This is a genomic window from Rhizobium sp. CCGE 510, from assembly GCF_000292525.1.
Lineage (GTDB): Bacteria > Pseudomonadota > Alphaproteobacteria > Rhizobiales > Rhizobiaceae > Rhizobium.
In genome coordinates this window covers 167208-188824 of sequence record NZ_AEYF01000002.1, presented here as the reverse complement: position 1 = coordinate 188824, position 21617 = coordinate 167208, and the positions used below count along the sequence as shown (strand labels likewise).

General features: G+C 62.5%; 22 protein-coding genes. 11 read left to right on the top strand and 11 right to left on the bottom strand.

Annotated features, from left to right (window positions below):
* Window positions 1-51: 51 nt before the first annotated feature.
* The 3 genes from RCCGE510_RS02615 to RCCGE510_RS02605 form a co-directional block, all read right to left on the bottom strand.
* Window positions 52-1326 carry a hemolysin family protein gene (locus RCCGE510_RS02615; protein WP_007626880.1) on the bottom strand — a complete coding sequence of 425 codons (1275 nt, stop codon included), beginning with the start codon at window positions 1324-1326 and terminating at the stop codon, window positions 52-54.
* A 582-nt stretch (window positions 1327-1908) separates the two neighbouring features.
* Complete coding sequence (locus RCCGE510_RS02610) at window positions 1909-2385, bottom strand: cupin domain-containing protein (RefSeq protein WP_007626879.1); 477 nt, start codon at window positions 2383-2385, stop codon at window positions 1909-1911.
* A 57-nt stretch (window positions 2386-2442) separates the two neighbouring features.
* Window positions 2443-3069, bottom strand: a complete 627-nt coding sequence (locus RCCGE510_RS02605) for a cysteine hydrolase family protein (RefSeq protein ID WP_007626878.1) — start codon at window positions 3067-3069, stop codon at window positions 2443-2445.
* 78 nt (window positions 3070-3147) lie between these two features.
* On the opposite strand from RCCGE510_RS02605, the gene RCCGE510_RS02600 reads away from it, so the two are divergent.
* Both RCCGE510_RS02600 and RCCGE510_RS02595 read left to right on the top strand, forming a co-directional pair.
* Window positions 3148-4032: a LysR family transcriptional regulator gene (locus tag RCCGE510_RS02600; RefSeq protein ID WP_007626877.1), complete on the top strand. Its 885-nt coding sequence runs from the start codon at window positions 3148-3150 to the stop codon at window positions 4030-4032.
* A gap of 119 nt (window positions 4033-4151) precedes the next feature.
* The gene (locus RCCGE510_RS02595; RefSeq protein ID WP_007626876.1) at window positions 4152-4970 is read left to right on the top strand and encodes a TIM barrel protein; all 819 of its coding nucleotides are present in this window, start codon (window positions 4152-4154) and stop codon (window positions 4968-4970) included.
* A 40-nt stretch (window positions 4971-5010) separates the two neighbouring features.
* Here RCCGE510_RS02595 and RCCGE510_RS02590 read toward each other — a convergent pair whose 3' ends face one another.
* Entirely contained in the window at window positions 5011-6054 is a 1044-nt protein-coding gene (locus tag RCCGE510_RS02590) for a zinc-dependent alcohol dehydrogenase family protein (RefSeq protein WP_007626875.1), read from the bottom strand.
* 242 nt (window positions 6055-6296) lie between these two features.
* Between RCCGE510_RS02590 and RCCGE510_RS02585 the strand changes: the two genes are divergently transcribed.
* Window positions 6297-7184: a branched-chain amino acid aminotransferase gene (locus RCCGE510_RS02585; protein WP_007626874.1), complete on the top strand. Its 888-nt coding sequence runs from the start codon at window positions 6297-6299 to the stop codon at window positions 7182-7184.
* A 275-nt stretch (window positions 7185-7459) separates the two neighbouring features.
* Here the strand turns inward: RCCGE510_RS02585 and RCCGE510_RS02580 are convergent, their stop codons facing one another.
* Window positions 7460-8362, bottom strand: coding sequence for a LysR family transcriptional regulator (locus RCCGE510_RS02580; protein ID WP_007626873.1), 903 nt, complete (start codon window positions 8360-8362; stop codon window positions 7460-7462).
* A 138-nt stretch (window positions 8363-8500) separates the two neighbouring features.
* On the opposite strand from RCCGE510_RS02580, the gene RCCGE510_RS02575 reads away from it, so the two are divergent.
* The 4 genes from RCCGE510_RS02575 to nadE all read left to right on the top strand — a co-directional run bounded on the left by RCCGE510_RS02575 (window position 8501) and on the right by nadE (window position 13776).
* Window positions 8501-9760, top strand: a complete 1260-nt coding sequence (locus tag RCCGE510_RS02575) for an HlyD family secretion protein (protein WP_007626872.1) — start codon at window positions 8501-8503, stop codon at window positions 9758-9760.
* 95 nt (window positions 9761-9855) lie between these two features.
* The gene (locus RCCGE510_RS02570) at window positions 9856-11469 is read left to right on the top strand and encodes an MDR family MFS transporter (protein WP_007626871.1); all 1614 of its coding nucleotides are present in this window, start codon (window positions 9856-9858) and stop codon (window positions 11467-11469) included.
* Window positions 11470-11498: 29 nt separating this feature from the next.
* On the top strand, window positions 11499-12698 hold the full coding sequence (locus RCCGE510_RS02565) for an adenylate/guanylate cyclase domain-containing protein (RefSeq protein WP_007626869.1): 1200 nt from the start codon (window positions 11499-11501) through the stop codon (window positions 12696-12698).
* 244 nt (window positions 12699-12942) lie between these two features.
* A complete protein-coding gene (nadE, locus tag RCCGE510_RS02560) occupies window positions 12943-13776 on the top strand; it encodes an ammonia-dependent NAD(+) synthetase (protein ID WP_007626868.1) in 834 nt (277 codons plus the stop codon).
* Window positions 13777-13788: 12 nt separating this feature from the next.
* Here the strand turns inward: nadE and RCCGE510_RS02555 are convergent, their stop codons facing one another.
* Window positions 13789-14472: a glutathione S-transferase N-terminal domain-containing protein gene (locus RCCGE510_RS02555; protein WP_037077566.1), complete on the bottom strand. Its 684-nt coding sequence runs from the start codon at window positions 14470-14472 to the stop codon at window positions 13789-13791.
* A gap of 128 nt (window positions 14473-14600) precedes the next feature.
* On the opposite strand from RCCGE510_RS02555, the gene RCCGE510_RS02550 reads away from it, so the two are divergent.
* Complete coding sequence (locus RCCGE510_RS02550; protein WP_007626866.1) at window positions 14601-15221, top strand: TetR/AcrR family transcriptional regulator; 621 nt, start codon at window positions 14601-14603, stop codon at window positions 15219-15221.
* Here the strand turns inward: RCCGE510_RS02550 and RCCGE510_RS02545 are convergent.
* Window positions 15180-16448, bottom strand: a complete 1269-nt coding sequence (locus tag RCCGE510_RS02545; RefSeq protein ID WP_007626864.1) for an MFS transporter — start codon at window positions 16446-16448, stop codon at window positions 15180-15182. The two genes, RCCGE510_RS02550 and RCCGE510_RS02545, sit on opposite strands and share 42 nt — an antisense overlap.
* A 112-nt stretch (window positions 16449-16560) precedes the next feature.
* On the opposite strand from RCCGE510_RS02545, the gene RCCGE510_RS02540 reads away from it, so the two are divergent.
* Entirely contained in the window at window positions 16561-16902 is a 342-nt protein-coding gene (locus RCCGE510_RS02540) for a nuclear transport factor 2 family protein (RefSeq protein ID WP_007626862.1), read from the top strand.
* 16 nt (window positions 16903-16918) lie between these two features.
* On the opposite strand, the gene RCCGE510_RS02535 is transcribed toward RCCGE510_RS02540, so the two are convergent.
* From RCCGE510_RS02535 to RCCGE510_RS02525, 3 genes are all read right to left on the bottom strand, one after another.
* Window positions 16919-17650, bottom strand: a complete 732-nt coding sequence (locus RCCGE510_RS02535; RefSeq protein ID WP_007626860.1) for a sulfite exporter TauE/SafE family protein — start codon at window positions 17648-17650, stop codon at window positions 16919-16921.
* 59 nt (window positions 17651-17709) lie between these two features.
* Window positions 17710-18363 (bottom strand): class I SAM-dependent methyltransferase, encoded by a 654-nt coding sequence (locus tag RCCGE510_RS02530; protein ID WP_007626859.1) that lies wholly within the window; start codon window positions 18361-18363, stop codon window positions 17710-17712.
* Between the two features lie 107 nt (window positions 18364-18470).
* Window positions 18471-18797, bottom strand: a complete 327-nt coding sequence (locus RCCGE510_RS02525; RefSeq protein WP_007626858.1) for a hypothetical protein — start codon at window positions 18795-18797, stop codon at window positions 18471-18473.
* 210 nt (window positions 18798-19007) lie between these two features.
* Here RCCGE510_RS02525 and RCCGE510_RS02520 point away from each other — a divergent pair, with 210 nt between their 5' ends.
* The gene (locus tag RCCGE510_RS02520; RefSeq protein ID WP_003546549.1) at window positions 19008-19610 is read left to right on the top strand and encodes a superoxide dismutase; all 603 of its coding nucleotides are present in this window, start codon (window positions 19008-19010) and stop codon (window positions 19608-19610) included.
* 139 nt (window positions 19611-19749) lie between these two features.
* A complete protein-coding gene (locus RCCGE510_RS02515) occupies window positions 19750-20595 on the top strand; it encodes a metallophosphoesterase (protein WP_007626857.1) in 846 nt (281 codons plus the stop codon).
* Between the two features lie 214 nt (window positions 20596-20809).
* Here RCCGE510_RS02515 and RCCGE510_RS02510 read toward each other — a convergent pair whose 3' ends face one another.
* Window positions 20810-21502 (bottom strand): YafY family protein, encoded by a 693-nt coding sequence (locus RCCGE510_RS02510; RefSeq protein ID WP_007626854.1) that lies wholly within the window; start codon window positions 21500-21502, stop codon window positions 20810-20812.
* Between the last annotated feature and the right edge of the window lie 115 nt (window positions 21503-21617).

Below are 21617 nucleotides of genomic sequence, written 5' to 3'. Positions count from 1 at the left end.
GTACCTCCTTATGTTGTGGCCGTCGAGCAGCTTCGAGGCGCCTACCGAGCTTTACTCCGCAGACACCAGTATTTTGTCGACGCGCCGGCCGTCGAGATCGACGACTTCGAAGCGCCATCCACCTCTCGTGAAGCTCTCACCCAACTCCGGCAGATGTTTCAACTCTTCCAACACCAGGCCGGCCACGGTCTGATATTCGAGATCGTCATCGAGCTTTAGATTCAAGAACTCGGCGAATTCATCGATCGGTGTCCAGCCGGACACCAGGTAAGAACCATCGTCGCGGCGAGCGATGGCCTGCTCATCGATCGGTCCCTCCTGGAGCGCCCCCATGATCGCTTCCAGAATGTCGCCTGACGAAACAATCCCTTCGAAATGGCCGTACTCGTCAAAAACCAGCACCATGTGGACTGGCGATTTCCTGATGGCTTCGATCACATTAATCGCGGTCGAGAGGTCTGAAACGACCGGGACGTCCTGCGTCAGAGCCTTGATATCGGCACTGCCGTGTTCCGACATCGAGTCGTAAAAGTCCTTGACCGGAAGGATGCCGATCACCTCGTCCGAACTGCCTTTGCGAACGGGCAACCGAGACCGTTTCGTCCGGTGCAACTGAGTTCGAATTTCATCAAGGCTGTCGTCGATATCGATAATTTCGACATCTCGTCGGGGCGTCATAAGCGCTCGGGCGGTGCGGTCCGCCAGTCGCATGACGCCTGATATCATCGCGGACTCTTCGCTTTCGATAACGCCGGCCGACTGCGCCTCGGCCAGAACGGTTTTGATTTCTGCGTCAGAGACGTTGTCGCCACCTTTTCCGGCTTGGCCCAAGAGCTTCAGCACAAGATTTCCGGAGGCGTTCAGAAGCCACACGAGCGGCAGCGCGATTTTTGAAAGCACCGCCATGGCCGGTGCGACCTTCGCCGCAACCGCTTCGGGTTCTCGCAGTGCGATTTGCTTTGGAACAAGTTCGCCGACAATCAAAGAAAGATAGGTGATCGCCACGACGACGGAACCGACGCCGATCGCATCGGCGGCCGTCGATGACAGCCCTTGTGTCTCCAGCCATCCGGTCAAGCGGCTGCCGAGCGTGGCCCCTGAGAAAGCGCCCGAGAGAACACCGACCAGCGTGATGCCGATCTGAACCGTAGAGAGAAAACGACCGGGGTTTTCGGCAAGTTTGATTGCTTGAGCGGCACCCTTGCTTCCATTGTCGGAGAGAACCTTTAGGCGGGCCGTTCGAGAAGACACAACGGCCAGCTCCGACATGGCGAGCACACCATTGAGGATGGTGAGAAGCACCACAATTCCAATTTCCAGAAACACAGGGACCCTATTCGTTGAGGTTTCAATGCCACGTTGATCAAGCGACGCGGCGAGGCGTTCGACGAGGCGTTATATACGCGTCGCCCATCGTCTTTCCATCATCGTATTACATCAGCGTCGCTTCCATCAGTCTTCAGAATTCCGTGAGGCGGCAAGCCCGACCCCGGCGGAAGGGTCGGAAATGCGGTCGAAAAACATCAGTGATTCGGCAAGAGCCTGCCATGCGGCGGCGCGTCATTGGCAATGATCTGGAAGAAGGCCGCTCTCTGCGGGATCTACCCGAGGCGAGGCGGAGGTCATCGCGCCGTCTACAGTGGCCGCCAGCTTCCTCGGCCGGAAGATCCCGGCTGGAACGGGCAGAGCTTGTACTGGATGGGTCGCTATCAGGCATGTCGCAATTTTGGCGGTGAAACGGTCCCGGCGCAAGAGGCGCGGGATGAAAATCCTTATAGCGTACTGATGTGACAGTTTTGAAAAGGAAGGCCGTACCGCGTTCTGATTGACGATTTTAACAGCATTGTTCGTGTTTCCGCATGATGCCGAAAGCCGCTCGAAGCGGCCCGGCATCATGCGTTCACACCATCAAGCCGCGAGAATGGTGATCCCGTAAGCATTGGCCGCCGCCGTCATGCGGGCGATGGTCTCAGGCGAGGGGGCTTTCAGCGGCTCGGTCGTGCCTTCCGCTTCTATGAATTCGGCCATGTCGCGATCGACGATCGCGGAAAAGACGGCCGGGGCCGTCCCGCGGTTGGCATAGCCGTGCACCATGAAGGGCGGGATGGCGACGATGTCGCCTGCGCCGGCCTCGATCTCCTCAGGGCCGTTGTCGGTGAGCCGCCAGATCGTCAAACGTCCCTCGAGGATGCGAAACACTTCCGGGCTTGCATGCGCATGTTTCGGGGTGCGGCTGCCGGACGGCACGGTGACGTCGAAGATGTTGAGCCAGGTTCCGCGGATACGGACCTGTCGCTCGATCCGGTCGCCGAGGACAAAAAAGCGCTTCGCCCCTTCACTGCTCTCTTGACTGGCATGCACGTTCACAAATGAGTTGGACATCATGTCTCTTTCTTCTTCTGACCGGCTTTTCTTGCCGGCCTTTTCTTGCGGGTGCAGCCGTTAGACCCTTGCGCCGTCTTTGACAACAGACCCTGCATTCGGAACGACCGTCGCGAAGCGGTCGGCGAGTTCGGCGAGCGCAGTGCGATGCACGACATCGGCGTCGATGACGCCGCCGAGCGGATCGGGCAGGTCGCGCGTCGCTGCGGCCGATGCGACGACGATCGCCCGGATGCCGAGGTCGAGGGCTGCCCGCGCCGTGGCGCTGACACACAGATGCGTCATGAAGCCGGCGAGGATAATATCGGTACGACCGGTTGCTTGTGCAAGATCGGTCAGCGCTGCGCCAAGGGTCGTGCCGGCAAAGGCATTGGGAAGCGTCTTTGCGATCACCATTTCGCCTTCGACCGGGGTCAGTGCCGGAATGATTTCGGCTGCGTGCGAGCCGGCCGCAAAAAGTCCGGCTCCGGCCGCCGAACGATGCACGATGTGAAAGACCGGCATGCCGCTTTGGCGTGCTGTATCGAGCAGCCGGCCGATTTCGCCGACCGCCTCCGCAATGCCGGAAAGCGGCAGCGTGCCGTCGAGGTATTCGTTCTGCGCATCGATGATGACGAGCACCGATTGCGCAAGGTCGACCGGCTTTGGCGTTGCGCCGGCATGCTGAAGCAGAGTGAGGGGAGCCATATCTTTCTCCTGAGGTTCGGGTTCCGCACCAGGAGATAGCCGCTATCGGTCTGAGCGAGTATCCGCTATATCCTCTCAATGGCTGATCAAAAACGCACAGGACTGGATTGGGAGGATCTGCGCTTTTTTGCGGCACTGGCCAAGCATCGCAGTCTCTCGGCCACCGCCCGCTTCCTGAAGGTCAACCACGCGACGGTGGCGCGGCGGATCGCCGCTCTGGAGCAAAGCCTCGGCGTCAGCCTGTTCGAGCGCCGGGCCGACGGTTACGCGCTGAGCCGACAAGGCAGCGCCATTCTCGGCGAGGCGGGCGCGATGGAGGCCGCGGCTACCGCAATCCGCGACCGGCTCAATGCCGAAGACGGCCCGCAAGGCCGCGTGCGTCTGACGACGATCCGTTCTCTTGCCGATCTTGTGCTAGCGCCGAATCTCACCGAAATTCTCGACGGCCTGCCGCATATCGAATTGGAGATCGTCACCGATATCAAGGTGTTGAGTCTCGCCCAGCGCGAAGCCGATATCGCCCTTCGCCTCGGCCATCCCGGCGACAGTGAGCTCTCCGGCCGGCGCGTTGCCACTATCCGCTATGGTTATTTCGGTTCGAAGGAAACGCGGACCGCCTTCGAAAACGGCGTTTCTCCGCCGCTGATCGCCTATGATAGCGATAGCGAGGGCGTCGCCGAAGCGCGCTGGCTCGACCGCAATTTTCCCGATCACCCGATCAGCCTGCGCTCCAGCAGCAATGCGGTTCAGGCGCAGGCCGCCGCCGCCGGTCTCGGCCTTGCCATGCTGCCGTTTTATCTTGCCGGGACGGTTTCCGGTCTGGAGCCCGTCGCCTTCGCAGCACCGATGCCGGAGCGGGAGCTCTGGATGCTGGCCCCGGCCGAACTCGCCCATATCCCGCGCGTGCGCATTGTACTCGATCGGCTGTCACGTCTTTTTGCGCGTCACAAGCATCTGTTCTGACGCCTCGACCCCCAGTTCGACGGCCTGTAATACCGCCGACACAGAAGAGGCGCATAGAGCGCGGCGGCTGTTCCGGCCGTCCCTTCACGCCGTCACGGCGTCATTGATGGAGCGCATCCATGTCTTCTCTTCCCGTCGCTGGCGCCGCCATGACGCTCGATGAACTCGAGGTTCACCGGGGCTGGCTCTTCGAAAAGTCCCGCGATCTCGAATTGCAGAGTTTCGTCGATGCCGAGGTTCTGAACGGCGACTGGGCGCCGCTTGCTGCGCGCGCCCGCAGGCTTCTCGACGGCCATACCGGCCGCCTTGGCATTCACGGCCCGTTCTGGGGTTTTAGCATCGCCTCGGAAGATCCGGATATCCGCGCAGTCGTCACCCGGCGGCTGCTGCAGGGCCTCGACGTTTGCGCCGCCATCGGCGCGACGCAGATGGTCGTCCACAGCCCTTACACCTCATGGTCCTACAACAATCTCGACAACAATGACGGTGCCAGAGAGGATCTGGTCGAGCGCGTGCATCTGACGCTGCGCGAGGCCGTCAGGCGCGCCGAGGATATCGGCTGCACCATGGTCATCGAAAACATCGAGGACAAGGATCCTGGTATCCGCGTGGCGCTGGCCGAAAGCTTCAATTCGCCCGCCGTCGCCGTCTCGATCGATACCGGCCACGCCCATTATTCCAATGGTTATACCGGCGCGCCGCCAGTCGACTATTACGTCAAGGCGGCCGGCAACCGTCTGCAGCATGTTCATCTGCAGGATGCCGACGGCTATGCCGATCGCCATTGGAGTCTCGGCGAAGGCTCGATCCACTGGCGCGCCGTCTTCGCAGCGCTTGCCAAGCTCGAAAGCAATCCGCGCCTGATCATCGAGATCAAGGACAAGTCGAAGATCCCGGCTTCCGCGGCCTATCTCGCCTCGATTGGCTTGGCCGAATAGGGCCGGTTGCCTGCCTGCTCTCGGGGAGGATCGAATTCTCTTAAGAAAACCGCGTGATCACGCTGATCCCGGTCGCCTCCGCCTTGTCGAGCGCCATCAGCGCCGGCACGGCTTCCGTGAGGCTGATACGCCGTCCGATCAGCTTCTGCGGCGCGATCTTGCCGGCGGCGAGCATCGACAGCATGGCGTCGTAGCGCCAGGCCTGCATGCCGTGGCTGCCGTAGATCTCCAACTCGTGGCTGATCACCTGCGCCATCGGGATCTGCGGCGCGGCATGTTCGCCGAGCATCAGCCCCACCTGCACATGCCGGCCACGTCGGCGAAGGTTCTTGATCGAGTTGAAGCAGGTTGCGGGATGGCCGAGCGCGTCGATCGAGACATGCGCGCCGCCCTTGGTGATCTCATGCACCGCCTCGGCCACGTCGGCCACGCTTGAGGCATTGACCGTCGCCACCGCCCCGCATTCCCTGGCAAAGGCAAGTTTCTCCTCGGATATGTCGACGCCGATCGCATTCGCCCCAAGTGCGGTGGCGATCATGATCGCCGACAGGCCGACGCCGCCGCAGCCATGCACGGCGATCCATTCGCCGGGCCCGGTGCGGGCTTGGTCGGTGACGGCGCGAAACGAGGTGGCGAAGCGGCAGCCGAGGCTTGCCGCCGTCGCATCGTCGATCGTCTCCGGCAGATGCACCAGATTGGTGTCGGCATAATCGATCGCCACATACTCGGCGAACGACCCCCAATGGGTGAAGCCCGGCTGGAACTGGTTGGGGCAGACCTGCTGGTTGCCGGAATGGCATTCGCTGCAATGGCCGCAACCGGAAACGAACGGCACGGTTACCCGGTCACCCACCTTGAAACGCATCACGCCGCGGCCGGTGGCAACGATCTTTCCGGCAAGCTCGTGCCCCGGCACATGCGGCAGGCGGATATCGGCGTCGTGTCCCATCCAGCCGTGCCAGTCGCTGCGGCAGAGCCCGCTGGCGCCGACCGATATGACGACACCGTCCTCGGCAGGCGTCGCATCGGGCAGGGTGCGGATTTCGGGCGCCTGTTCAAAGGCTTCGTAGAACATCGCTTTCATCGGCGTCTTCCTTGTTCGGTGGATTGCGCCCATGATGGCATGCGCCAACCTGCCATTCCAACATCCATTCCCATCATTTTTGCTGATGCACCCATCGCTCAAGTCACAGTTGTCGCGCACGAAAATTGCGGCCAGGCGTCATCCTCCGGCATTTTCTTGCTTCCATGTTTCCGGCCTGGATTTATCCTTGACCCGGCTTGCCGACGAGGTTTTTGCTCATCCAGCTTTTTAGGGAGGGCAGCATGGCCGTCGATACATCACCGCGTTCAACCACCTGGACTCATGTCGACGGGGAATGGCTACCCGGCAATCCGCCGCTGATCGGGCCGACCTCGCATGCCATGTGGCTGGGCTCGACGGTCTTCGACGGCGCCCGCTGGTTCGAGGGTATCGCCCCCGATCTCGACCTGCACTGCCAGCGCATCAATCGCTCGGCGCTCGCCATGGGCCTGAAGCCGGTGAAATCGGCCGAGGAAATCGCCGCACTCGCCTGGGAAGGCGTTGCCAAATTCGAGGGCGCGACACCAATCTACATCAAGCCGATGTATTGGGGCGAACATGGTTCGCCCGGCAGTGTCGTCTCCGTCGATGCGGAATCGACCCGCTTCGCGCTCTGCCTGTTCGAGGCGCCGATGGGCGGCCACGGCGGCACCAGCCTCACCGTCTCGCCCTATCGCCGCCCGTCGCCTGAGACGGCGATGACCGAGGCGAAGACCGGCTCGCTCTATCCGAACAGCGGCCGGATGATCGCCGAGGCGCGCGGCCGCGGCTTCGACAATGCGCTGGTGCGCGATCTCAACGGCAACGTCGTCGAGACCGCCTCCTCGAATGTCTTCCTGGTGCGTGACGGCGTGGTAATGACACCGGCCGCCAACCGCACCTTCCTCGCCGGCATCACCCGCGCCCGCGTCATGAACCTCTTGCGCAAGGCCGGTTTCGACGTCGTCGAAGCCACGCTCTCCGTCGAGGATTTCCTCGCCGCCGACGAAATCTTCACCACCGGCAACTACTCCAAAGTCGTCGGCGTCACCCGCCTCGACAGCCGCAATTTCCAGGAAGGCCCGGTCACCCGCAAGGCGCTGGACCTCTACATGGACTGGGCCCACGGTCGCAGCGAGAGTGAGGAGTGAGAAGCGGTTCGGCGTAGCCGAAGCAATCGATCCAGTGAATCGATTGCAGCGACGAACGCCCGAAGCGCAAGCGCAGGGCCGGGGCGGTTCGGCCAGCAGAGCGAGGCCCGCCCCTCAACCGCCGCCGGCACCTTCTCCCCGCTTGCGGGGCGAAGGGGATATGCCGCAACCTCTCCGTTCCTCGCTACGTCTCGTTTGGCACGTCCCCTCGCCCCGTTTGCGGGGAGAGGGCTAGGGTGAGGGGCAGCCTCTCGCGCTGAGGTCCGCCGCTTCCCTCACGTCATCCACTTACGATGCTCCGCAAATCTCTCCGCCAAGAGGTCGATGAACAGCCTTACCTTGGTCGGCAGGTGGCTGCGGTTGGGGTAGACGGCGTTGATGTTGAATTCTACCGGCCGGTAGTCCGGCATGATCTTCACCAGCCGGCCTTCGGCGAAGTCGTCGAACACCACGAAGCTCGGCGCCAGGAAGATGCCCTGCCCATTCAGCGTCAGGAAACGCAGCATTTCGGCGCTGTTGGAGACGACGTTGCCGCCGATTTTGACGCTCTCCTGCTTGCCCTCGCCATCCTCGAAGCGCCATTCGTCGCCATAGGGGTAGTAGGCATATTGCAGGCAATTGTGATCGGCGACCTCGGCCGGGCTTTTCGGCATTGGGTGGCTCTCGAAATAGGCCGGCGAGCAGACCAGCATATGGCGCCAGGGCGTCAGCTTGCGGGCAACCAGCGACGAATCCGGCGGCGGTACGGTGCGCATCACGAGGTCGTAGCCATCTTCGATCATGTCGACCATCCGCTCGCCGACGCTGAAATCGAGTGCGATCGACGGGTAAAGCTCCATATATTCGCTGACGACTGGCAGCAGGAACCGCACGATGGCGCTGCTGGTATAGACCTTCAGCGTGCCGCGCGGCGTGGTGTTCAGCGCCCCTGCCGTCCGATCCGCCTCATCCAGTTCGGCCAGGATCTGCGACGAGCGCTCATAGTAATATTTGCCGGTTTCCGTCAGGCTGACCTTGCGTGTCGTGCGGTTGAGCAGGCGCACCCCAAGCCGCTCCTCCAGCGATTGCACGTGATTGCCGACCATGGTCACCGACATGTTGAGCCGGCGCGCGGCAGCGGAAAACCCGCCGCATTCCACCACCCGGCCAAAGACGGCGAGGCTTGTCAGTCGATCCATATTGTCTCCGGATTATCCGCTGAGAGTTGATGATCCTTCCCGATATAAGCAGATTATCATTGTGAATGGCAGGGTGCATTTTCCTTCGCATCGAACAGGGCCTCGCAGAAACGGGGCGACAGATGAAGGAAATGGACGATGGTCGAGTTATCCCATAGGCAAGTTTTCGAAAGTGCCGGACAGGCCGAGTTGATCTTGGCCGAGGAAGCCGCCAGAGCGCCCACCGCCGAGGCGGCTCCCCTGCCGGTCGCCGAAGCGCCGGCTGCAGCCGCTCCCCAAAAGACCGGCCGCCGGATATTCAAGCGCGCCGTCATTGCCGCCGCGCTGCTTGCCGGCGTCGCTTTCGCGGGCGATTTCGGCTACCGCTACTGGACGGTCGGCCGCTTTATCGAATCCACCGACGATGCCTATGTGAAGGCCGATTACACCACCGTCGCCCCGAAGGTCGCCGGCTATATCAGGCAGGTGCTGGTCAACGACAACGACGCGGTCAAATCAGGCCAGGTTCTTGCCAGCATCGACGACCGCGACTTCCAGGCTGCGCTTTCCCAGGCGAGAGCCAATCTGAAGGCGGCCGAAGCCGCCATCAGCAATATCGATGCCCAGATCGCCCTGCAGCAATCGGTCATCGGGCAGGCAAGGGCGACGATCGATGCTTCGCAGGCCTCGCTGGATTTTGCCGTCTCCGACGCCGCCCGCTCGGCCCGCCTGATCAGCAATGGCGCCGGCACCCAGTCGCGCGCCGAACAGACCCAGTCGGCCCGCGAGCAGGCAGCTGCTGCCGTCGAGCGCGACCGGGCGGCGCTCGTTGCGGCGGAGAACAAGGTGCCGGTGCTCCAGAGCCAGCGCGAACAGACGGTTGCCGAGCGCGACCGGACAGCAGCGGCCGCCCAGCAGGCTGAACTCAATCTGTCCTATACTGATATCGTCGCCGCCGTCGACGGCACGGTCGGCGCCCGGTCGATCCGTGTCGGCCAGTATGTCACCTCGGGCACGCAGCTGATGGCGGTCGTGCCGCTCCATGCTGTCTATGTCGTCGCCAATTTCAAGGAAACGCAGTTGACTTATATCAGTCCCGGTCAGTCGGTCGAGATAAAGGTCGACAGCTTTCCCGATATATCGATCAAGGGTCATGTCGACAGCGTTTCGCCGGCAAGCGGCCTGGAATTCTCGCTGCTGCCGCCGGATAATGCCACCGGCAACTTCACCAAGATCGTCCAGCGCATCCCGGTCAAGATCGTCATCGACGACCAGGCGCTGATCGGCCTGTTGCGCTCCGGCATGTCGGTCGAGCCCGAAATCGATACCAAAGCTGCCCAGAGCGAGGCTCGGGCATCCACGGCAGCCGAGGGGGATTATCCAGCCCCGCTAGATGATCCTTCTCTTATTCCCGAATGATCCCCGATCGTTCCCGAATTATCACTGATCATTCGCGAATGATCGCGAACCCCGTCATGAGGCAGTTTTCCGCAAGAGCCGGAAGGAAATAGGTCATGGCCACTCTTCAGATCGCCGCCAACAGCAATTCGCGCAAGGCCGCCGCTGCAGCGCCCATGCCCGCAGCCACGAGCCCGCTGCGCATGTGGGCAGCCGTTGTCGGCTCGACGCTCGGCGCCTTCATGGCGGTGCTCAACATCCAGATCGTCAATGCCTCGCTTGCCGATATCCAGGGCGCCATCGGCGCCGGCAGCGATGATGGCGGCTGGATCTCGACCTCCTATCTGATCGCCGAGATTGTCGTCATTCCCTTGAGCGCCTGGCTGGCGCGGGTCTTCTCCCTGCGCAACTATCTGCTCGTCAACGCCATCCTCTTCCTGATCTTCTCCGTCGCTTGCGCCTTTGCGGCCAACCTGCAGCAGATGATCATCCTACGCGCTATTCAGGGTTTTTCCGGCGGCGTGCTGATCCCGATGGCCTTCACCATCATCATCACCCTGCTGCCCAAGGCCAAGCAGCCGATCGGCCTTGCCCTCTTTGCCCTGTCGGCCACCTTCGCGCCGGCGATCGGCCCGACGATCGGCGGTTACCTCACCGAGAACTGGGGCTGGGAATATATCTTCTACGTCAATCTGGTGCCGGGCGCGCTGATGGTCGGCATGCTGTGGGCCTCGCTCGACCGGGCGCCGATGAACCTGAAGCTGCTTGCCAAGGGCGACTGGCCGGGCATCGCCACCATGGCGATCGGCCTCGCAGCCCTGCAGACCGTGTTGGAAGAGGGCAACAAGGAAGACTGGTTCGGCTCCGATTTCATCGTCCGCCTGTCGGTTATATCAGCCGTCTCGCTGGCGCTGTTCCTGATCATCGAGCTGAAGACGGCGAACCCACTCCTGAACCTGCGCCTGCTGCTGCGCCGCAACTTCGGTTTCGGCATCGTCGCCAACTTCCTGCTCGGCATCGCGCTTTATGGTTCGGTCTTCGTTCTGCCGATCTATCTGACCCGTATCCAGGGCTATAATTCCGAGCAGATCGGCATGGTGCTCGCCTGGACCGGCATCCCGCAGCTGCTGCTGATCCCGCTGGTGCCGCAGTTGATGAAGCGGTTCGACGTCCGCCTGCTGATCGTCGTCGGCTTTGCCCTTTTTGCCGCCTCGAACTTCATGAACGTGCATATGACCGGCGATTATGCCAGTGACCAGCTGTTCTGGCCGAATATCGTCCGCGCCGTCGGCCAGGCGCTGGTGTTCACGCCGCTCTCGGCGATCGCCACATCAGGCATCGAGCAGGAGAATGCCGGTTCGGCGTCGGCGCTCTTCAACATGATGCGCAATCTCGGTGGCGCCGTCGGCATCGCCTCGCTGCAGACCTTCCTGTCGAAGCGCGAACAGTTCCATTCGAATATCCTGACCAACTCGGTCTCGGTCTTCGAGGAAGCCACCCGTGATCGCATCGCCCGGCTCGCCGGCTACTTCATGAGCCACGGCGTCAGCGACCAGGCGCTCGCCGGCCACAAGGCCGTCGTCGCCATCGCGCTCAAAATACGCAAGCAGGCCAATATCATGGCCTTCAGCGACACCTTCTTTCTGCTCGGCGTCGCCCTCGTCGTCGCCCTGGTTGCAAGCCTGCTGCTCAGGAAACCCGGTCAACTCTCGGGCGGCGGCGCTCACTAACACCGCGCGCCCTTAAGGAGGACAACGCCATGATATCCGCGATCCAAGCCCCCGATCTCGATCGGTTTCAGCCAAAGTCTGCCGGCCATGCGGTCGGCGCCGGGGCGCTGCTCTCGATCATCGAATGGCTTTCCGGCGATGAATGCCACGCGCTCGACGAAGCCGGCCTCATCTCCGGCCTCGGCCGCAGGCTCCAGGCGCTCGGCCTGCCTGTCGACCGGTTGACCCTGCATCTGATGACGCTGCATCCCGAGTTCATCGGCCGCACCATCGCCTGGGCGCCGGGCGAGCCGGTCGAGATCCACGACCGGGAGCATGGCGCCCGGGTCGCCATATCAAATACGCCGTTGCGCAAGGTCATGGAAACCCGCGAACCGCTGGTCGTCGATACCGGCGAAAGCGTGCATGGCCGCTGGCAGCATATCGATGTCTTTGCCGATCGTGGCCTGATGCAGCTCGTCATCGCGCCGCTCTGCAATGTCGACGGCCCGGTCAGCGCCGCCGTCTTCGGCACACGGCGGCCGGGCGGCTTCACCACCTCCGAGCGTGAGGTGATCGAGCGCATACTGCCGGCGCTACGTAACACCAGCGAACTGCGCATCCTTCGCCAGGTCGAGCTCAGCCTGCTCGATACCTATATCGGTCCGCTGACGGCAAGCCGCATTCTGGCCGGCCGCATCCGCCGGGACGAGATCGAATCGATGGAGGCAGCACTGCTGCTTTGCGATCTGCGCGGCTTTACCGAGCTGTCGAACCGGCTGCCCGGTAGCACCGTGCTCGGCCTGCTCAATGCCTATTTCGACAGGATCGTGCCGGCCATCACCCGCGAGGGCGGCGAACTGCTGAAATTCATGGGTGACGCCGTGCTCGCCTTCTTTCCGGGTTACGATGCCGCCCATTCCTGCGGCGCGGCCCTGGCATCGGCCCGCGCCATCCTCGATGAGATCGACCATTTCCAGTATGAGGGCATCGGCGTGAAGGCCGGCATTGCCCTGCATTACGGCGAGGTCAGCTACGGCAATATCGGCTCCGGCCGCCGCCTCGACTTCACTCTGATCGGCCGCGACGTCAACCTGGTCAGCCGCATCCAGACCGCCTGCAGCGAGTTCGGAGAAGCCTTGCTGATGTCGGCGCCGTTTCGCCAGGAGGCAGGGGATGTGGTGTCGGTCGGGGCGCATGGGTTGAAGGGGTTTGCGGAGCCGGTGGAGTTGTTCACGATCGTGCGGTAGTGCTCGCGGCCGCCCCTCATCCGCCTGCCGGCACCTTCTCCCCGTAAAACGGGGCGAAGGAGATATGCCGCGACCTCTCCGTCTCTCACCCAACGTGTTGCATGGCACGTCCCCTCTCCCCGTCAGAACGGGGAGAGGGTTAGGGTGAGGGGCAGCTTTCTTGCTGTGACGGAAGCCCCTTACTTACCCTTCCCATATCTTTCCGCCATAGTGCCCGCCAACCCCAGAACACCGAGGAGAACCCATGACCGTGCAGTTCGACGAACAAGGCGAGATTATCCGCGAGCTGGGTGTCGCCGCCGATATCGACCCCGAGCGCGAGATCGCGCGGCGAACCAATTTTCTCAAGGATTATCTCGTCGCCTCCGGCATGCGTGGCTACGTGCTTGGCATCAGCGGTGGCGTCGATTCGCTGACGGCGGCGCTGCTGGCTCAAAAGGCGGTACGCGAGCTGAGGGACAGCGGCAATGCCGCCGAATTCATTGCCGTACGCCTTCCCTATGGCGTCCAGGCCGATGAGGCCGATGCGGCGAGGGCGCTGGCAACGATCGGCGCTGATCGCTCGATGGTGGTCAACATCAAGGAGCCGGCCGATGCGATGCTTGCTGCGGCCCGCAGTGGCGGCCTTGCCTTCGCCGACGCCGGTCGCCAGGATTTCATCCTCGGCAACATCAAGGCCCGTCAGCGCATGATCGCCCAATTCGCGCTTGCCGGCGCGCTCGGCAGTCTCGTCATCGGCACCGATCATGCCGCTGAGGCGGTCATGGGTTTTTTCACCAAGTTCGGCGATGGCGCAGCCGATATCCTGCCGCTCGCCGGGCTCAACAAGCGCCGCGTGCGCCTGCTGGCAAAGCGGCTCGGCGCACCGGATGAGCTGGTGTTCAAGGTGCCGACTGCCGATCTCGAGGACCAGCGGCCGCTACGCCCCGACGAGGAGGCTTATGGCGTCAGCTATGACGAAATCGACGATTTTCTCGAAGGCAAGCCGGTCGGCGAGATCGCCCGCCGCCGCATTCTCGCTGCCTATCGCGCAACCGCCCACAAGCGCGCTCTGCCGGTTGCCGTCAACGCCCTCTGACGATTGTTGATGTTACGGCCGCACCGGCGAGCCCGTTCGCCCGGACGAGGAGACATAGGCATGCGGCGCGAAATAGACGCCGTCGGCATCGAAGGCTTCGAGATCTTCGGCCTGCATCGCCTCGCGCACCTTCGGACGTTCCGCCACGCGGCCGATGAAGCCGAGCAGCTCCGGCCATTTTCTGAGATCGACATCGATCCAGGGCGACCAGTTCAGGCAGACGAAGAGATAGGCGTCCGCCACCGTGAAGGCATCGCCGGTGAGATAGGGTCCGGCAATGCTACCGTTCAGCCAGGTGAGCCGCTTTGAGATCAGCGCGCGGATCTCCGCATGCACGCTTGAGTAAAGCGGGTTGAACAGCAGCACCATCGGCTTGTGCAGCTCGGCGGTGATGAAATTCAGATAGGATTGCACCTCGTTGCGGCTGATATTGCCGACCTCGGGCAGCATGGCTGATCCCTGCGGCACGCTGTCGGCGAGGAACTGCACGATCGCCGGCCCCTCGGTCAGCACCTTGCCGTCGTCGAGCATCAGCGCGGGCACATAGCCGTTGCCGTTGATCAAAAGGTAATCCTGTCCGTCGCTCGTCCTGTTGGTTTGCCGGTCGACCTCGACGAGCTCGATATCGAGCCCCAGCTCCCGGCAGACGATATGCGGCGACAGCGAGCAGGCAGCGGCGTTCATATAGAGTTTCATGGCGATTTCCTCTCTCGGTTCCTTTCTTGGCGCAGCCGGTCGATGCCGCCTGTCGATGCCATTGAACATTTGTACTGTTCCGCATAAAATAACTCTCGTCAAGAATTTAATGCGAAGCGGTACAAAATATGAAGGATGAGAAGAAGCGCGGCCGCCCAAGGGCCTTCGACGCCAAGGCCGCGCTCGCCAAGGCCCGCGATGTTTTCTGGGACAGGGGCTTTGCCGCCGCCTCGCTCGACAATCTGAGTGCCGCGACCAAGCTTAACCGCCCGAGCCTCTATGGCGCCTTTGGCGACAAGGAGGATCTCTATCTCGATACGCTGGAGGGTTATCGGCAAGACGGCATGGATGCGCTGGCTGAGGCGCTCGATCCGTCACTTCAGCTGCGCGACAATCTCGCCCGCGTCTACGCCGGCGCGTTGGCGGTGTATCTGCATGGTGAAATCGCCGCGCGCGGCTGTCTCCTGATCGGCACGGCGACGGTCGAGGCGGTCGAGCACGAGCGGGTCCGCGAGGTGCTTGGCCGCAGCCTCAGCGATTTCGACGGCGCGATCGAAAAGCGCATGCGCCTCGCCGTCGAAAGCGGCGAGCTTGCCGAAGGCGCCGATCCGCAGATGCTGGCGATGCTCGCCTCTGCGGTCATGCATTCGCTCGCCGTTCGCGCCCGCGCCGGCGACAGCCGCGAGACGCTGGAAGAGATCGCCAGCTCAGGCGTCGAGCTGATCTGCGGAAGTGCCAGGCAAAGCTGACTGAAGATTCGTCTCGGCCGGCCGCACCAGCCAGGCATAGGCAGCACCGCCAAGAAGCAGCACCGAGGTGCCGAGGAAAACCGCCGGCATGCCGATATGGCCGCCGACAAAGCCGCCGAGGATAGGGCCGGCCACTTGGCCGATATATTGCGAGGAGATGGAAAGCCCGAGAATGCTGCCGGCCCCGCTATCCGGCACGCTGTGGCGGATGACGGCGGCGATGCAGGGCAGGAGGCCGCCGAGTGCCAACCCCATCAGGAAGCGCAGGACGATCAGCTGCCAGGAACTGGCGACGAAGGCCTGCGGGATCAGCAGCAGCCCGGCGACGGCTAGTGTACCTGAAATCACCGGCCAATGGCCGATCCGGTCGGCGAGCTTGCCGAGCCGCGAGGCGGAAAGAATGCTGCCGAGGGCAGCGGCCGACATGACGATGCCCGAGATCATCGTCACTTGGTCTGCCACCGGCACGATCTGCGCGACATAGACGGTAATGATCGGCTCGATCGACATATTGGCGAACATCAACAGCATACCGGTCGCCAGCATGGCGATGACAGGCCGTTTGTCGCCGATGGATTTCCAGCCGCCGCTCGCCTTGGCCGCCTGTTTGCGGGCCGGCGACTTCTCCTCCTTGATCAGCAGGATCGTGGCGAGAAAGGCGAGGAAGATCATGCCGCCGGCGGCCAGAAACGTGCCGCGGATGCCGATGATCGGCGGCAGTGCCCCGCCAATCAGCGGCCCGACGAGATTGCCGGCCATGATGCCGGAAGAGAGTACACCGAGCGCCCAGGCCGAGCGGTCTTTCGGCGTCTGCGTTGCCACCAGCACCATCGAGCCGGAGGCATAACCGCCGGCAAGCCCGACGAAGAGGCGCAGCGCCACCAATTGCCAGACATTGCCGGCCATGCCCATCAGCGAGATCGCCAGCGTCATGCCGAGGCTGGCGCGCACCAGCATCAGCTTGCGGCCGTAAATATCGCCGAGCCGCCCCCAGATCGGCGCGACGAGAGCCGCGGCCAGGAAGGTGGCGCCATAGGCGATACCAGACCATTGCACGATCGCCGCATGGTCTTTGACGCCGAGCTCCTCGACATAGAGCGGCAGGAAGGGCAGCAACAGCGTCATCGCCACGATCGTCGTGAACGAGCCGATCAGGGAGATCGCAAGGTTGCGCTTCCAGTAGATCGAGCCCGTGGTGTTTGCCGCGTCCCGTTGCGTATCGGTCATTCCTGCCCCGGCATTGATCCCGTGGGCGCAGTTACGCATCAACCTGGATCATCTCAAGTAAAAGTGTTATAACTGATTGCAATATGCAATCGGATAATCGGAGGATAGTGCCATGAACGATATGCGCACGAGGCAACAGACCGTCCGCGATCTCTACGCCGCCTATCTGCAAGACCGCAAGGATAAAGTCGACGCCATGCTGACGCAGGATTTCACCTTCTCCAGTCCGCGTGACGATCATATCGACCGGACGACTTATTTCGAGCGCTGCTGGCCGAAGGAGCCGTTCTTTCGCGATATCCACATCGAGTTCCTGGCGATCGACGGAGACGAAGCGGTTGTTCGCTACCGTGCCGAAAAACGCGATGGCGGCAGCTTCTGCAACATGGAAAGCCTTCATTTCCGCCGCGACAAGATCGTCTCCGTGGAAGTCTATTTCGGCCGCAATCTCTGATCGCGGCTGGCCCGGTTTACAGGATCCGGATTGCCGAGGTGACGATGATGACCATCGAGACTGCCACCATCAGCGGCCGTACCGGCAGCCGCTTGACGAGAATGGCGCCAAAGGGGGCGGCAATGACGCCGCCGATGATCAGGCCGATCGCCGAATTGAGCTCCGACCAGCCGAGCGTCAGGATGAAGGTCAGCGAAATCGTCAGCGTCACCGCGAATTCGGTGAAATTGGTCGAGCCGATCACCCGTTTCAGGTCGTGGCCGCGGCCGACCAGCGTGCTGGTGACCACAGGTCCCCACCCGCCGCCGCCGATCGCATCGAGCACGCCGCCGCAAAAGCCGACCGGCGGCACCGCCCAGTCGCGCACCTCGCGCTTGGCCGGTGGCCGAAACGCTTTGTAGAAGATCAACAAGCCGATCGCGACCAGATAGGCCGACACGAACGGCGCAATGACCTTGCCGTCGATATTGGCCAGCAGATAGGCGCCGATCGCACCGCCGATCATGCCGGCCGGTGCCAGCCGCGCCACCAGGCGCCAGTCGACATTGCGATGATAGACATGCGAAATGCCCGACGCGGCCGTGGTAAACATCTCAGCCACATGCGTCATGGCGCTGGCATTGACCGCCGGCACCCCGAAGGCCAGAAGGCTCGTCGTCGACAGCACGCCGAAGGCCATGCCGAGCGCCCCATCGACGATCTGCGCGCAGAAGCCCACCACGATGAAGACGAAAATATCCGATGTCATGCGGTCCCCTCAGGCGAACGGTAGCATCAGAATCCGCGACGCAGAAAAAAAGATTGGTATCAGCCGGAAAGTCCGCGCTGCTTCAGCCGGACGATCTTGAAGAAGCCGTTCGGAAAGACCGGCAGGATTTCGACGGCGGAAAAATCGCCGCGCCGCTCGGCCCACGCGAGGATGCGGTGGATGCGGAAGGCGGAGGACCAGCCGATGTGACGCACCAGCGGCGCCACCGCCGCCTCGATCGCGCCTTGCAGACCGGCGCCGTCGCCAAGCTTGCTGGCCAGGATGATTTCGCCGCCCGGCCGCAGCACCCGGGCGCATTCGTCGAGCGCCCGCTCGGGCTCGGGGATCAGCGTGATGACGAAAGGCAGGCAAACCGCGTCGAAAGATCGGTCGGCAAAGATCAGCGCATGCGCGTCCATCACCTCAAGCGCCTGCACGTGCTGCAGATCCTCGCGTTTCGCCTTTTCGCGGGCCCGGGCGATCATATGTTCGGAAATGTCGATGCCGGTCACCCGGCAGCGACCGGGATAGTGCCCAAGCGTCAGGCCGGTGCCGACGCCGACCTCCAGAATATCGGTGCCGGCCGCAGCAGCAAGCGCCGAAAGCTTGCTGTGGCCATCGCGGAGAATGCCGCGATAGACGCGGTCATATACCGGCGCCCAGCGCTGATAGATTTTCTGTTGATCTTCCGCGCTGTTGCGAAGCTCTGACATGCCGCACCTCCCTAAAGCCCAGTCCTCAACTCCTAAGGGTAGGCTCCGGTTCCGCTCGGAATGTGACCGAAGGCACAAAGTCGCCAGGCAGGCCACGCCGCGGCCGCCTATTTTGCCGGCACGAGCCCAAGCGTTTTGGCGTCCAGCTCGCTGCCGATCTCGACGGTTTTCTTCTGCTTGTCGTAGACGCAGATCTGGGCGATCAGCCCCTTGGCGCCCTTCGGTTTTCCCCTCAGCAGGGCAAGCCCGTAATGTGAAGTGCCGAAGGGATCAACGGTGGCATTCGGCTTCTCGATGCCGATAGCCGCCTTCTTGCACTTGGCCTCCACATCGGCAGCCAACTGCTTCCAGGCGTCATCGGAGGAGGCATGCGCCGCACCTGTGAGGCAAAGAAGCGCGGCAATGGCGAGCGGCTGGATTATATTCCTGTTCATATCGGGTCTCCGTTAATCTCTGTCGCGGGGAGGCGGTTTCGAGGCGGGCGTCCCAGGCAATTTGCAGGCGCGATTCCTGCCCGGCAACTGAGGCAAATTTTCCTCCGACGGAACGTTTTTTGATATTTCGCCGGTTGCCTCTCCCCCTTTCCCCTCCTATGTTCCGCCTCACCTGCCGATGACGCAATCTATTGCAAGAGGAGATCTGATATGGCTTTCGAATTGCCTGAACTTCCCTATGACTACGAAGCGCTTGCTCCCTTCATGTCGAAGGAAACGCTGGAGTTTCACCACGACAAGCACCACAAGGCCTATGTCGACAACGGCAACAAGCTTGCCGCCGAAGCCGGTCTTTCGGATCTCTCGCTCGAAGACGTCGTGAAGAAGTCGTTCGGCACCAATGCCGGCCTCTTCAACAACGCTGCCCAGCACTACAACCACATCCATTTCTGGAAGTGGATGAAGAAGGGCGGCGGCGGCAACAAGCTGCCGGGCAAGCTCGAAGCGGCCTTTACGTCCGATCTCGGCGGCTACGACAAGTTCAAGGCCGATTTCGCCACTGCCGGCGCCACCCAGTTCGGCTCCGGCTGGGCCTGGGTTTCCGTCAAGAACGGCAAGCTCGAAATCTCCAAGACCCCGAACGGCGAAAATCCGCTGGTTCACGGCGCCACCCCGATCCTCGGCGTCGACGTCTGGGAACACTCCTACTACATCGACTATCGCAACGCCCGCCCGAAATATCTCGAGGCCTTCGTCGATAGCCTGATCAACTGGGACTACGTCCTGGAACGCTACGAAGCAGCCACGAAGTAAGCACCAGGCTCGCAGCCCCCGGGGCGGCGATGTCAGTCGGCCTTTTCGAATTTGGCACCCGGCGCCTTAAACGCCGGGTGTTTCGTTTTGATAGACAAGCCGTCACATCCCTGTCATCGGCCACTCCTAATCACGCCCCATGTCTTCAGCCCCTTCTTCCCCGTTTCGCTTCGGCATCATCGCCGACCCGCAATATGCGGCAATCCCTCCGCATGCGTCCATGGACCGCTATTACGCCAACAGCCTCGCTAAGGTCGCCGAGGCGATCGAGGTCTTCAACGGCGAGGAGTTGAACTTCGCCATGACGCTCGGCGACGTCATCGACCGCAGCTTCGCAAGCTTCGACGATATCCTGCCGGTCTATGGGAAGCTGAGGCACGAGGCGCTCTTCCTGCTCGGCAATCACGATTTCTCGGTGTCTCCGGGGCATCTTTCCGAAATCGCCGCCCGTCTCGGCATGCCGTCGCCCTATTATAGCTTCTCGCGCCACGGCTGGCGCTTCATCGTGCTCGACGGCAACGAGGTCAGCACCTTCGCGCCGCCCGAAGGCCATCCGCATCGGGCGCTGGCCGCGCAAATGCTGGCCGAGCTGGAGGCCAAGGGTGCGGCGAATGCCCATCGTTGGAATGCCGCGCTGAGCGACGAGCAGTTCGCCTGGCTCGGAGACGAGATCGCCAAAGCGAGTGAGGCCGGCGAAAAGGTGATCGTCATGAATCACTATCCCGTGCATCCGCCCAGCGAGCACGGCATGTGGGACAGCGAGCGCATCGTCGAGCTGCTTGCCTCGCAGGGCAATGTCGTCGCCTATCTCAACGGCCACGACCACGTCGGCAATTACGGCAAGGCCGGCACCTGCCACTTCGTCAATTTCAAGGGCGTGGTCGACACCGAAACCGAAAACGCCTTTGCCATCGTCGAGCTTCACCCCGACCGAATCGAAATCCGCGGCTTCGGCCGCGAGGAGAGCCGGACGCTGGTTTATTAGGCTGTGACAGTTCGCACGCCCGGTTCGTGGGGATGGCTGCCCCTCACCCTAACCCTCTCCCCGTAAAAAACGGGGAGAGGGGACGTGCCTTGCGAGACGTTGGCGAGGGACGGAGAGGTTGCTACTTGCCCCCTTCGCCCCGTGTGCGGGGAGAAGGTGGCGGCAGCCGGATGAGGGGCGGCGGCGATCTCGTATGGCACCTATTTCGCATTTCTCACGCCGACACAGCCTTCTCCGTCCAGCCGCTGGTCCACAACTCCCGCAGCCTGTCGCCGTCGCCCTTGAAGAAATCTTCGCCGGCCGCGCAGCGCTCCACCCGGTCGCTGCGGAAATTGCGGATAGCCTGACGCAGCTCGCACCAGGCGACGATATTGGCGGTCTGCGAATAATAGATCAGCGCGATCGGCTGGATCGTCCGTTCGCTCTCCCGGCCGCCCTCGTCGCGGTAGCCGAGCATCAGCTTGCGCTCGTCACGGATCGCCCGGCGAACGATCGCAAGGTCGAAGCCCGCCGGCTGCGCGGTCGAGCCCCAGGCATAGAGCGCCTTGCTGTCCATCGCCTGGCGCAGCGGCGCCGGCACGGCGCCTGATATCTTCCGGTTGACCCGGCGCGCGGCCTGCTTCAGCTCCTCGTCAGCCGTTCGTTCGAGCAGCGCCAGCGACAGCACGATTGCTTCCATCTCTTCGATCGAGAACATCAGCGGCGGAAGGTCGAAGCCCGGCCGCATGATATAGCCGATGCCGCGCCCGCCCTCGATCGGCACCCGCATCGCCTGAAGGGCTGCGATGTCGCGATAGATCGAACGCACGGTCACCTCGAGCGTCTCGGCCATCACAGCCGCCGTCATCGGTTTTCTGGCGAGCCTCAGGATCTGAATGATCTCGAAAAGCCGCGAGGCCTTGCGCATTTCCTGCCTCCGTCGTCCACGCTCCTGACAATACACTGTCAGTTGGGTCTGCGTATAGAGCCGCCTATCGGATTGAAATCAATCAGGGTCTCTTAAAACGACCCGCAGAACTCAA

Excerpts from the sequence above, each read along its gene's own strand:
- RCCGE510_RS02575 (WP_007626872.1), top strand. The coding sequence starts at position 8,501 with ATGGTCGAGTTATCCCATAGGCAAGTTTTCGAAAGTGCCGGACAGGCC.
- RCCGE510_RS02610 (WP_007626879.1), bottom strand. The coding sequence starts at position 2,385 with ATGATGTCCAACTCATTTGTGAACGTGCATGCCAGTCAAGAGAGCAGT.
- RCCGE510_RS02520 (WP_003546549.1), top strand. The coding sequence starts at position 19,008 with ATGGCTTTCGAATTGCCTGAACTTCCCTATGACTACGAAGCGCTTGCT.
- RCCGE510_RS02535 (WP_007626860.1), bottom strand. The coding sequence starts at position 17,650 with ATGACATCGGATATTTTCGTCTTCATCGTGGTGGGCTTCTGCGCGCAG.
- RCCGE510_RS02545 (WP_007626864.1), bottom strand. The coding sequence starts at position 16,448 with ATGACCGATACGCAACGGGACGCGGCAAACACCACGGGCTCGATCTAC.
- RCCGE510_RS02540 (WP_007626862.1), top strand. The coding sequence starts at position 16,561 with ATGAACGATATGCGCACGAGGCAACAGACCGTCCGCGATCTCTACGCC.
- RCCGE510_RS02590 (WP_007626875.1), bottom strand. The coding sequence starts at position 6,054 with ATGAAAGCGATGTTCTACGAAGCCTTTGAACAGGCGCCCGAAATCCGC.
- RCCGE510_RS02515 (WP_007626857.1), top strand. The coding sequence starts at position 19,750 with ATGTCTTCAGCCCCTTCTTCCCCGTTTCGCTTCGGCATCATCGCCGAC.
- RCCGE510_RS02530 (WP_007626859.1), bottom strand. The coding sequence starts at position 18,363 with ATGTCAGAGCTTCGCAACAGCGCGGAAGATCAACAGAAAATCTATCAG.
- RCCGE510_RS02570 (WP_007626871.1), top strand. The coding sequence starts at position 9,856 with ATGGCCACTCTTCAGATCGCCGCCAACAGCAATTCGCGCAAGGCCGCC.
- RCCGE510_RS02600 (WP_007626877.1), top strand. The coding sequence starts at position 3,148 with ATGGCTGATCAAAAACGCACAGGACTGGATTGGGAGGATCTGCGCTTT.
- RCCGE510_RS02585 (WP_007626874.1), top strand. The coding sequence starts at position 6,297 with ATGGCCGTCGATACATCACCGCGTTCAACCACCTGGACTCATGTCGAC.
- RCCGE510_RS02510 (WP_007626854.1), bottom strand. The coding sequence starts at position 21,502 with ATGCGCAAGGCCTCGCGGCTTTTCGAGATCATTCAGATCCTGAGGCTC.
- RCCGE510_RS02555 (WP_037077566.1), bottom strand. The coding sequence starts at position 14,472 with ATGAAACTCTATATGAACGCCGCTGCCTGCTCGCTGTCGCCGCATATC.
- RCCGE510_RS02550 (WP_007626866.1), top strand. The coding sequence starts at position 14,601 with ATGAAGGATGAGAAGAAGCGCGGCCGCCCAAGGGCCTTCGACGCCAAG.
- RCCGE510_RS02565 (WP_007626869.1), top strand. The coding sequence starts at position 11,499 with ATGATATCCGCGATCCAAGCCCCCGATCTCGATCGGTTTCAGCCAAAG.
- RCCGE510_RS02580 (WP_007626873.1), bottom strand. The coding sequence starts at position 8,362 with ATGGATCGACTGACAAGCCTCGCCGTCTTTGGCCGGGTGGTGGAATGC.
- RCCGE510_RS02605 (WP_007626878.1), bottom strand. The coding sequence starts at position 3,069 with ATGGCTCCCCTCACTCTGCTTCAGCATGCCGGCGCAACGCCAAAGCCG.
- RCCGE510_RS02525 (WP_007626858.1), bottom strand. The coding sequence starts at position 18,797 with ATGAACAGGAATATAATCCAGCCGCTCGCCATTGCCGCGCTTCTTTGC.
- RCCGE510_RS02595 (WP_007626876.1), top strand. The coding sequence starts at position 4,152 with ATGTCTTCTCTTCCCGTCGCTGGCGCCGCCATGACGCTCGATGAACTC.
- nadE (WP_007626868.1), top strand. The coding sequence starts at position 12,943 with ATGACCGTGCAGTTCGACGAACAAGGCGAGATTATCCGCGAGCTGGGT.